This window comes from uncultured Eudoraea sp., from assembly GCF_947258525.1.
GTDB lineage: Bacteria > Bacteroidota > Bacteroidia > Flavobacteriales > Flavobacteriaceae > Eudoraea.
The window spans coordinates 22,565-29,800 of record NZ_CAMYIP010000070.1 but is presented as its reverse complement, the minus strand read 5'-3'; the positions used below and the strand labels follow the sequence as shown (position 1 = coordinate 29,800).

The following is a 7,236-nucleotide window of genomic DNA, read 5'->3' as shown; positions in this document are numbered from 1 at the left end:
ATTATTATTGAACGTACCAAGGCCGGTCTTGAATCGGCAAGAAGACGTGGCAAAATTTTAGGAGCACCCAAAGGCATTAGTAAGAAAAATCAACAAAAAGCTGTACTTTGTGAGGAGTATTTTAGAGATGGGAAATTGACGGTTAGCGAAATTTGTGAGTCTCTCGTAATATCTAGAGCAACATATTATAAATATTTAAGACATAGAGGACTTAATGGAAAGTTAAGGCCATATAGAAATCATTTAGTTTAAAAATACAATTATTAAACTAAATACACACGCAAGAAAATATGACCATTTTATTAAACATTTTGGACTTCCTAATTACCAATATGAATTCAAATATTAAGTTTTGTTCTCGATACATTTTACTATGTGTTGCTCTATGGCCATTAATATTTATGTCCTGCAAGCAAAAATCTACTGAAACCATTGAAATCAGGGGTGTTTATGGTAACCCCAAGCCTTTGTGGGATAAAGGATTCAATCTTAATAAGCTTGGGGTCAATGCTATTTTTGTCCATAGTGGATCGATCAACCATGATATGGTCAACAGGGCTAGATCTGAGGAGGTAATGGTATATGCTGAATTTGCGACCTTGAACGGTATAAATTATGTAGAAACGCACCCTGAAGCCTGGGCAATCAATGAAAAAGGTGAAAAAGTGAAAGCTGCGTCATGGTTTATGGGGGTTTGTACTACCGAACCCGGTTTCCGTCAGTATCGTTTTGGCCAGTTGCGGGATCTACTTTTGGAGTATGACCTGGATGGTGTTTGGATGGACTATGTACATTGGCATGCCCAGTTTGAAGAGCCTGAACCTATCTTGCCCGAAACCTGTTTTTGTGATAATTGTCTTGATGGTTTTTCAAAAGAATCCCGAATCGAAATCCCGGAAGGTATTACCTCAGAGAAGTCACTATGGATACTCAATCACCATGATGAATCATGGCGTAATTGGCGATGTAAGGTGATTTATGATTGGACCTATGAAATAAAAAGCATTATTAAGGAAATCAGACCAAATGCGCTCCTTGGACTCTATCATTGTCCATGGGATGATCAAGAATTCAATAGTGCAAGACGTCGTATACTGGGACTCGACTATAATCTATTAAAAGAAACCATTGATGTATTTTCCCCTATGGTATACCATGGGAGAATGGGAAGAGAGCCCGACTGGGTAAAAGAGAATATTCAATGGTTCAGCAATCGACTAAATATCAAAAAGGATTCTTATCCAAAATTATGGCCTATCGTTCAAGCATATAACAACCCAGGGGTCATTTCCAATGAGGAATTTGAAATTGTTCTGAAGGGTGGACTGGCAGGTGAATCTAGCGGAGTGATGATGTTCACAACTTCTGCAGTAGCTGACGACAAAGGTAAAACAGAAGTGATGAAGAAAGTGTATACTAACCTAATGGAAAAATCTCGTAACTAGACTATACAGGTTTTCATCCAAACCAACAATTAATTTACATCATTATTTTCTTGGTAAGATGATAGAGTGTTTATCTAGAAAGTTCAAAAAAACGATGATTTTCATTCATTACTGCTGATGGTTGGTATATGAAATTCCTTCGAATGTTAAACCTATGTTAAAAGGTGAGCCTTGCGGTGAGCCTAAAAAACGACCCCTTGGCAGGTCTTGTAAACAGGGCATTTTCAAGAAAAGTTCGAGTCCCGTCCAGACCGCAGAGAAGCAGAGCCCTTCACGAAAGTGAGGGGCTTTTTTATTTCACATTACGAAAGCTTGCTTTCAAGCACGAAGAATTGGAGAAGAACCACTGTTTGCGAAGCCTATAGGAGGGCTCGGGCACGCTTATCCTCGGGTCCACCCTTAGGCCGATTTTGATCCACTGGAGTTTTAACGAAAGTGGAGAGAAAGCAATCCCGTCCCGTCCCGATAGCTATCGGGAGTTATCGGGAGCTATCGGGAGCTATCGGGAGGAGTCTTTGACGTATTTGGCGGAAGAAGCGGAGCATTATATTTACAATCGAATTAATTCACTTTCTATAAGTTTAATAATTCCCATACACTGCTGTTTTTCACCCTTCAATAGAGTTTGTTCCACGGTTCTGAATAACAGTATGTCATTGAGAAGTCCTAAAATATCAGGTTTCTCGGATAATTCCTTAATGATTTTATGTCCGCTTGTTTCCAAATTAACACTATCCCAGATCGGATGATCTGGATATGGTCTCCACCATGAATTGTTAATTAATATTTTGTCCTCCGTAACTAGAATGTTTCTTGTTAAGTCCCTATATTTTGCAATCCAGGGAGTGACTTCTTCTTGCAGTCCGTTACGAAATTTTGCATACTCCTGCCACCCGTTTAGGCTGTACTTTATAGAGTCGTTTGCGATCATATCTAACCGGCCGGTAGAAGAAAGTTCTGAATATGTCGGTATAGACAGATAATATTTATTCATGCCAGAGGGCTTTTCCAGCGAAATCGCCAGTCTGAGTGTGTCTAAAGAATTTAACTTGCCATTCAGAAAGTCAGTCAGGTACCTGGTCATAGAAACTAATTCTTGGCCCGATGTTTCTACTTCCTCTAACATATTTAACTTTTCTTCATAATCCGTTTTAAGCCGAACTAAATAGTTCCGGTACATGTCTTCCTCCTTCCGCTGTTCATTCCATTTATCCACCTGAATGGCAATCAGGATACCGATCACCACCAGAATAATCTCCCCAACACCATATTTCAGATACCTAAAGAATTTACTGTTTGCTAAAAGGTCTCGGCGGATTCTGCGGAAGAAGTAAAGCATTTGGATAGAAGTTACTCTTTAAAGGTAAGTGCCTGAGCTTAAAATTACTATGATAAATGTCAGTAGTAGAATAGTAGATATTTAATTGGCATTTTCAAGTTTGGTCCAGAACGCAGAGAAGCAGAACCCTGCATCAAAGTGAGGGGCTTTTTCATTCAGGTGCATTTGAGTTTACTCAGAACAGCGAATAAAGGAAAAGGATTTACTGTATTCTTTGAAACCAAAAGTACTCGCTTTACCGCTAGGACCACTCCCAGGCCGCTTTTGATTCACAGAAGTTTTAACGAAAGTGGAGAGAAAACAATCCTGTCCGGACCGTTAACAGGAAAGCCCTTCACAAGACATGTTATAGGCTTTTTAAAACCTACCTATCCTAAATTAAGAGTTTTCAAATAGCCTTCCATCAACCGAAGGTACTTTTCTACTTCAAACAATGCTTTTGTTCTTGCATTTTCATTCACAGCACTCTTTGCCCGCAAACTATTTACCTTGGCACGTACATTAGCGCGATAGGCCTTGTAAAAAACAAAAAGATGGCGCTCTTTTGACAATTTCATTGAGGGGAAAAATTGATTGTAATATTCTATAAATAGATCAGATAAATCTTTTTTTCCAAATGAATCGAGATCCATACAGAGGAAGGCAACTTCGTTTAAAACATCAATTTGCCTGTAATCATCATTGAATTCAATACAATCGAAAGGCTGAGGCGATGGCAGTAAAAAAATATTCCTGGAATGAAGATCTCCATGGCAATCCCTGAAGAAACCAGCCTGGAGTCTGTCTGCCATCAACTCCTCGTTTTTCTCTAAAAAAGCGTTTGAGGTTTTTATGGCATTTGCAATTATCGTTTCATATTTGTCGCCATTTGGTTGTGCCGACAGATATTCCTTCTCCGCTTCCAAATCGTTGAATTTTTCCTGAATATCCAGCACGTCTTGTTGATCGATTATAGTAGTATTCTCATGAAAGAGGGCAATTTTTTTGGCCAGGTTTCGAATGTCGGATTTCGTTACTTTATTTTGAACCAAAAGCTGGTCCATTTGTTTGGTCCTATCCATTTTAAACATCCTTACGGCATATTCGATTACCGTTCCTGCTTTACCTCCTATTTTATAATGATCATTCAATTTATGTATAGGAACTACATCCAGGTAAATATCATTGGTAAGCCGTTTGTTCAATTCAATTTCCCTTTTGCAATATTTTTTGCGCTTTTCAAGGGTAGAAAAATCAAGAAATGAATATTTAATGGGTTTTTTGATTTTGTAAACGAATCGGTGACAAATAAACACCCATGATATGTGGGTTTCAATCAATTCCCGTTCTGCTGAAACTTCGGGAAATTCTCCTTCTAAGAGTAAACTATTTATCTGTTTTTGTGTCATTCTTCCAACCCAGGTATTCCGTAGCTTTTAGCAACATTTCTTCAATGTTATTATTTGTCGATTCCAACAACAAATGGCGCTCATTAAACGGTTCCCATTGTTGCTGGATTAGTTTATACACTTCAAAATCGGCTTCACTATAAGGCCTGCTTTTCTTTAGTCGCTCTTTGATCGTACTTTCAACCGAATATAATCCAATGTAAAAAACCTCGTCCTGATCTGATAATTGCTTCATAAAAGTATCTCTGGTTTCCTTTTTATGGAATGTAGCATCGAGTACCAGATTTTGACCCGTGGCTATTGCTTCTTTCGTCTTGTCGAGCATGGTATCATAAACCACTTTTTTCTCATGACTGGAATATGTTCTTTCTGCAAATAGCCCCTTCCTTAACATATCGCTATTCAGATAGTTGGCATCTATCATTTTAGCGAGTCTTGAAGCAAAAAAACTCTTGCCCGTGCCTGGCAGACCAAAAACAAATACAATCATCCTTTTTACTATTTTAGGATACGAAGTTAAACCGCTGATTTCAGAAGTTTGATGATTAATATCATAAGCTATATTGCTCGTAGCTAATACATTTATAGGTCAACGTAGTTCACTAAGGGCAATTGATTTGTTGATACTATTTTAATTTATCGAAATAATTTTTCATGGGTTTAAAATAATGGTCAATCCAGCCTTTTTTGTATTGCGTTTGACCTTCAGGGATATTGTTATGTATTAAGGTAAGTTCTGTTCCGTTTTCTATTTCTTTAAATCGGATTATTAGTTTAGAATCCTCATCGTTTTTATCAAATTCTGATGTTCTCCAGCGTTGAATGATTTCCTTATTTGGCTTTAGGTCAATATTTTTGCCTTCAATATATCCGTCCCATGCGGTAAAATTGCCTCCAATCTCGTTGCTGCATTTTGCTAGTCCTCCTGTCATTTTGGAATGTTGTGTACTATCTAACCATGCATCATAAATGACAGATGGTTTTACGTTAAAGTTGTGCTGTATCTCCAGTGATTCCTTCATTTTAAAAGTGATTAGTTTCTAAATATTCCATGTCTTACTAATTGTTGCTTATCGGTAGAATCTCAACTGTAAGATAATTAATCCTAAATACTTTTACAGATTCAGATATTTTTGAAATTTTCCAGGGAATTAAGGGTAAATCCGGATGACGCAGGTCATTTTCTTCATTTTTCTTAGTCATTACATTTGTTTTTATCCATTGTTGTGGTGGAGAATCAAATCCTTAATTTAAAACAACAACTTATGTCTGGTAAAAATAAAACTTTGTACAAGCTGTCGAATTATTTACTGATGTTCATCTTGTTATGCGGGGGCTTACTTATAAGTAGTTGCAATGAGCAAGCGCGCGGATTTGCATTACCTGAAGGCGACATTGCAGAAGGAAAAGCGACCTATCAGAGGTTGGCCTGCAATGAATGCCATAGTATTTCAGAGATTGATTGGAAGGGAGGAAGTGATAATCTAAATATACAGCTTGGCGGCGAAGTAGCTCTTCAGAAATCCTATGGAGACCTGGTCACTTCAGTTATAAATCCTTCGCACAAAATCGCACCGCGCTACAAACAAAAAACCTCTGCAGAAGCTACCGAAGAAGGTCTTTCAAAGATGAAGAATTACAATGAAGTTATGACTGTGCAGGAGCTCGTGGATTTAGTTGCTTTTCTTCAATCAGAATATGAAGTAGTAGGGATACCAACATCGGATTACTATCCTTATCATTATTGAAGAATAACTAACCGTACCGAAACGGCGATTTAAGTAGTAAGTGCTTCACAAGCTTTCATATCCCATGATATGAACCATTTTGTGGTTCTTTCTGCAAGTCTACTTTTATCCTTACAGGCAATTTTTAAGATGGATCAATCACTTACCCTATTTCTTTGTGGTGATGTAATGACCGGGCGGGGCATAGACCAGATATTGCCCCATCCCAATGATCCGGTGATTTACGAATCCTATCTGAAAAATGCAAAGGACTATGTAAAACTTGCCGAAAAAGTAAACGGACCTACTGAACAACCTGTAGATTTTGCCTACATCTGGGGCTATGCCATAGGATCCATGAAAGAAGCCGATGCAAGGATAATTAATCTTGAAACCAGTATAACCAAGAGTCAGGATTACCTCAACAAAGGCATAAATTATCGTATGCATCCCAAAAATATTACTTGCCTGGACATTGCCAATATAGATTGCTGTGTTTTAGCAAACAACCATGTATTGGACTGGGGCCAAAAAGGGCTTTTGGAAACCCTGGAGACACTCGAAAAGGCAGAGATAAAATATTCCGGCGCGGGCAGGAATGACCGCGCGGCCAAAGCACCTTGTATTTTAACTGTTGAGGGAAAGGGCAGGATCCTGGTCTTTTCTTTCGGCTTATCTTCAAGCGGGATACCGCACAATTGGAAAGCGACTGAGCATCGTCCGGGGCTGAACGTACTTACTAATTTGTCTATGGAGACTATTAAATGGATTGAAAAGGAAATCACACAATATAAACGAGCAGGAGACTTAGTTGTGGCTTCTATCCATTGGGGCGGTAATTGGGGTTATAAAATTCAGGAGGCACATAGGGCATTTGCGCATAACCTGATTGACCATGCAGGGGTCGATATTATCCATGGCCATTCTTCACACCATTTCAAAGGATTGGAAGTATATAAAAACAAGCCGATCATATATGGCTGTGGTGATTTTCTAAATGACTATGAGGGAATCAGTGGCCATGAATCTTACCGCAGTGATCTGGGCCTGATGTATTTTGTTAAGTGGGATTGCACAAAAGGAGATTTTGACTCGCTGATGATGGTCCCCACACAAATCAGGAAATTACAAATAAATAAACCCAATAAAAAGGATTGTAACTGGATAAAGAATGTCTTGAACAGGGAAGGGAAAAAGTTTGGCACCAAAGCGGAATGGGTTAATGAGCATACTTTGAACCTGGTTTGGAATTGATTTTGTTGTTAAGTCCGAAAATAAGCGTGTTCAATGATCAAGATCATTACAAAACCAATAATTGCAACCTATATTGGATACCT

Annotated in this window: 8 protein-coding genes and 1 pseudogene; 4 read left to right on the top strand and 5 right to left on the bottom strand. The window is 38.4% G+C overall.

Annotated features, from left to right (window positions below):
- Window positions 1-252, top strand: a pseudogene (locus Q0X89_RS05580) (recombinase family protein); the annotation flags it as partial.
- Between the two features lie 149 nt (window positions 253-401).
- Window positions 402-1,445 (top strand): hypothetical protein, encoded by a 1,044-nt coding sequence (locus Q0X89_RS05575; RefSeq protein ID WP_297691968.1) that lies wholly within the window; start codon window positions 402-404, stop codon window positions 1,443-1,445.
- Window positions 1,446-1,995: 550 nt separating this feature from the next.
- Here the strand turns inward: Q0X89_RS05575 and Q0X89_RS05570 are convergent.
- The 5 genes from Q0X89_RS05570 to Q0X89_RS05550 all read right to left on the bottom strand — a co-directional run bounded on the left by Q0X89_RS05570 (window position 1,996) and on the right by Q0X89_RS05550 (window position 5,375).
- Window positions 1,996-2,784: a DUF6090 family protein gene (locus Q0X89_RS05570; RefSeq protein ID WP_297691966.1), complete on the bottom strand. Its 789-nt coding sequence runs from the start codon at window positions 2,782-2,784 to the stop codon at window positions 1,996-1,998.
- A gap of 368 nt (window positions 2,785-3,152) precedes the next feature.
- Entirely contained in the window at window positions 3,153-4,172 is a 1,020-nt protein-coding gene (locus tag Q0X89_RS05565; RefSeq protein WP_297691964.1) for a hypothetical protein, read from the bottom strand.
- Entirely contained in the window at window positions 4,150-4,662 is a 513-nt protein-coding gene (locus Q0X89_RS05560; protein ID WP_297691963.1) for an AAA family ATPase, read from the bottom strand. The genes Q0X89_RS05565 and Q0X89_RS05560 overlap by 23 nt, the downstream gene beginning before the upstream one ends.
- A gap of 136 nt (window positions 4,663-4,798) precedes the next feature.
- Window positions 4,799-5,194, bottom strand: coding sequence for an SRPBCC domain-containing protein (locus Q0X89_RS05555; protein WP_297691961.1), 396 nt, complete (start codon window positions 5,192-5,194; stop codon window positions 4,799-4,801).
- Window positions 5,195-5,231: 37 nt separating this feature from the next.
- The gene (locus Q0X89_RS05550) at window positions 5,232-5,375 is read right to left on the bottom strand and encodes a hypothetical protein (protein WP_297691960.1); all 144 of its coding nucleotides are present in this window, start codon (window positions 5,373-5,375) and stop codon (window positions 5,232-5,234) included.
- A 62-nt stretch (window positions 5,376-5,437) separates the two neighbouring features.
- On the opposite strand from Q0X89_RS05550, the gene Q0X89_RS05545 reads away from it, so the two are divergent.
- Together Q0X89_RS05545 and Q0X89_RS05540 are read left to right on the top strand one after the other, a co-directional pair.
- On the top strand, window positions 5,438-5,920 hold the full coding sequence (locus tag Q0X89_RS05545) for a c-type cytochrome (RefSeq protein ID WP_297691958.1): 483 nt from the start codon (window positions 5,438-5,440) through the stop codon (window positions 5,918-5,920).
- A gap of 69 nt (window positions 5,921-5,989) precedes the next feature.
- Window positions 5,990-7,153: a CapA family protein gene (locus Q0X89_RS05540; RefSeq protein WP_297691956.1), complete on the top strand. Its 1,164-nt coding sequence runs from the start codon at window positions 5,990-5,992 to the stop codon at window positions 7,151-7,153.
- Window positions 7,154-7,236 lie beyond the last annotated feature (83 nt).

Bases quoted from the DNA above. Each gene is read 5' to 3' on its own strand.
- Q0X89_RS05560 (WP_297691963.1), bottom strand. From the start codon at position 4,662: ATGATTGTATTTGTTTTTGGTCTGCCAGGCACGGGCAAGAGTTTTTTT.
- Q0X89_RS05555 (WP_297691961.1), bottom strand. From the start codon at position 5,194: ATGAAGGAATCACTGGAGATACAGCACAACTTTAACGTAAAACCATCT.
- Q0X89_RS05575 (WP_297691968.1), top strand. From the start codon at position 402: ATGTCCTGCAAGCAAAAATCTACTGAAACCATTGAAATCAGGGGTGTT.
- Q0X89_RS05570 (WP_297691966.1), bottom strand. From the start codon at position 2,784: ATGCTTTACTTCTTCCGCAGAATCCGCCGAGACCTTTTAGCAAACAGT.
- Q0X89_RS05565 (WP_297691964.1), bottom strand. From the start codon at position 4,172: ATGACACAAAAACAGATAAATAGTTTACTCTTAGAAGGAGAATTTCCC.
- Q0X89_RS05550 (WP_297691960.1), bottom strand. From the start codon at position 5,375: ATGACTAAGAAAAATGAAGAAAATGACCTGCGTCATCCGGATTTACCC.
- Q0X89_RS05545 (WP_297691958.1), top strand. From the start codon at position 5,438: ATGTCTGGTAAAAATAAAACTTTGTACAAGCTGTCGAATTATTTACTG.
- Q0X89_RS05540 (WP_297691956.1), top strand. From the start codon at position 5,990: ATGAACCATTTTGTGGTTCTTTCTGCAAGTCTACTTTTATCCTTACAG.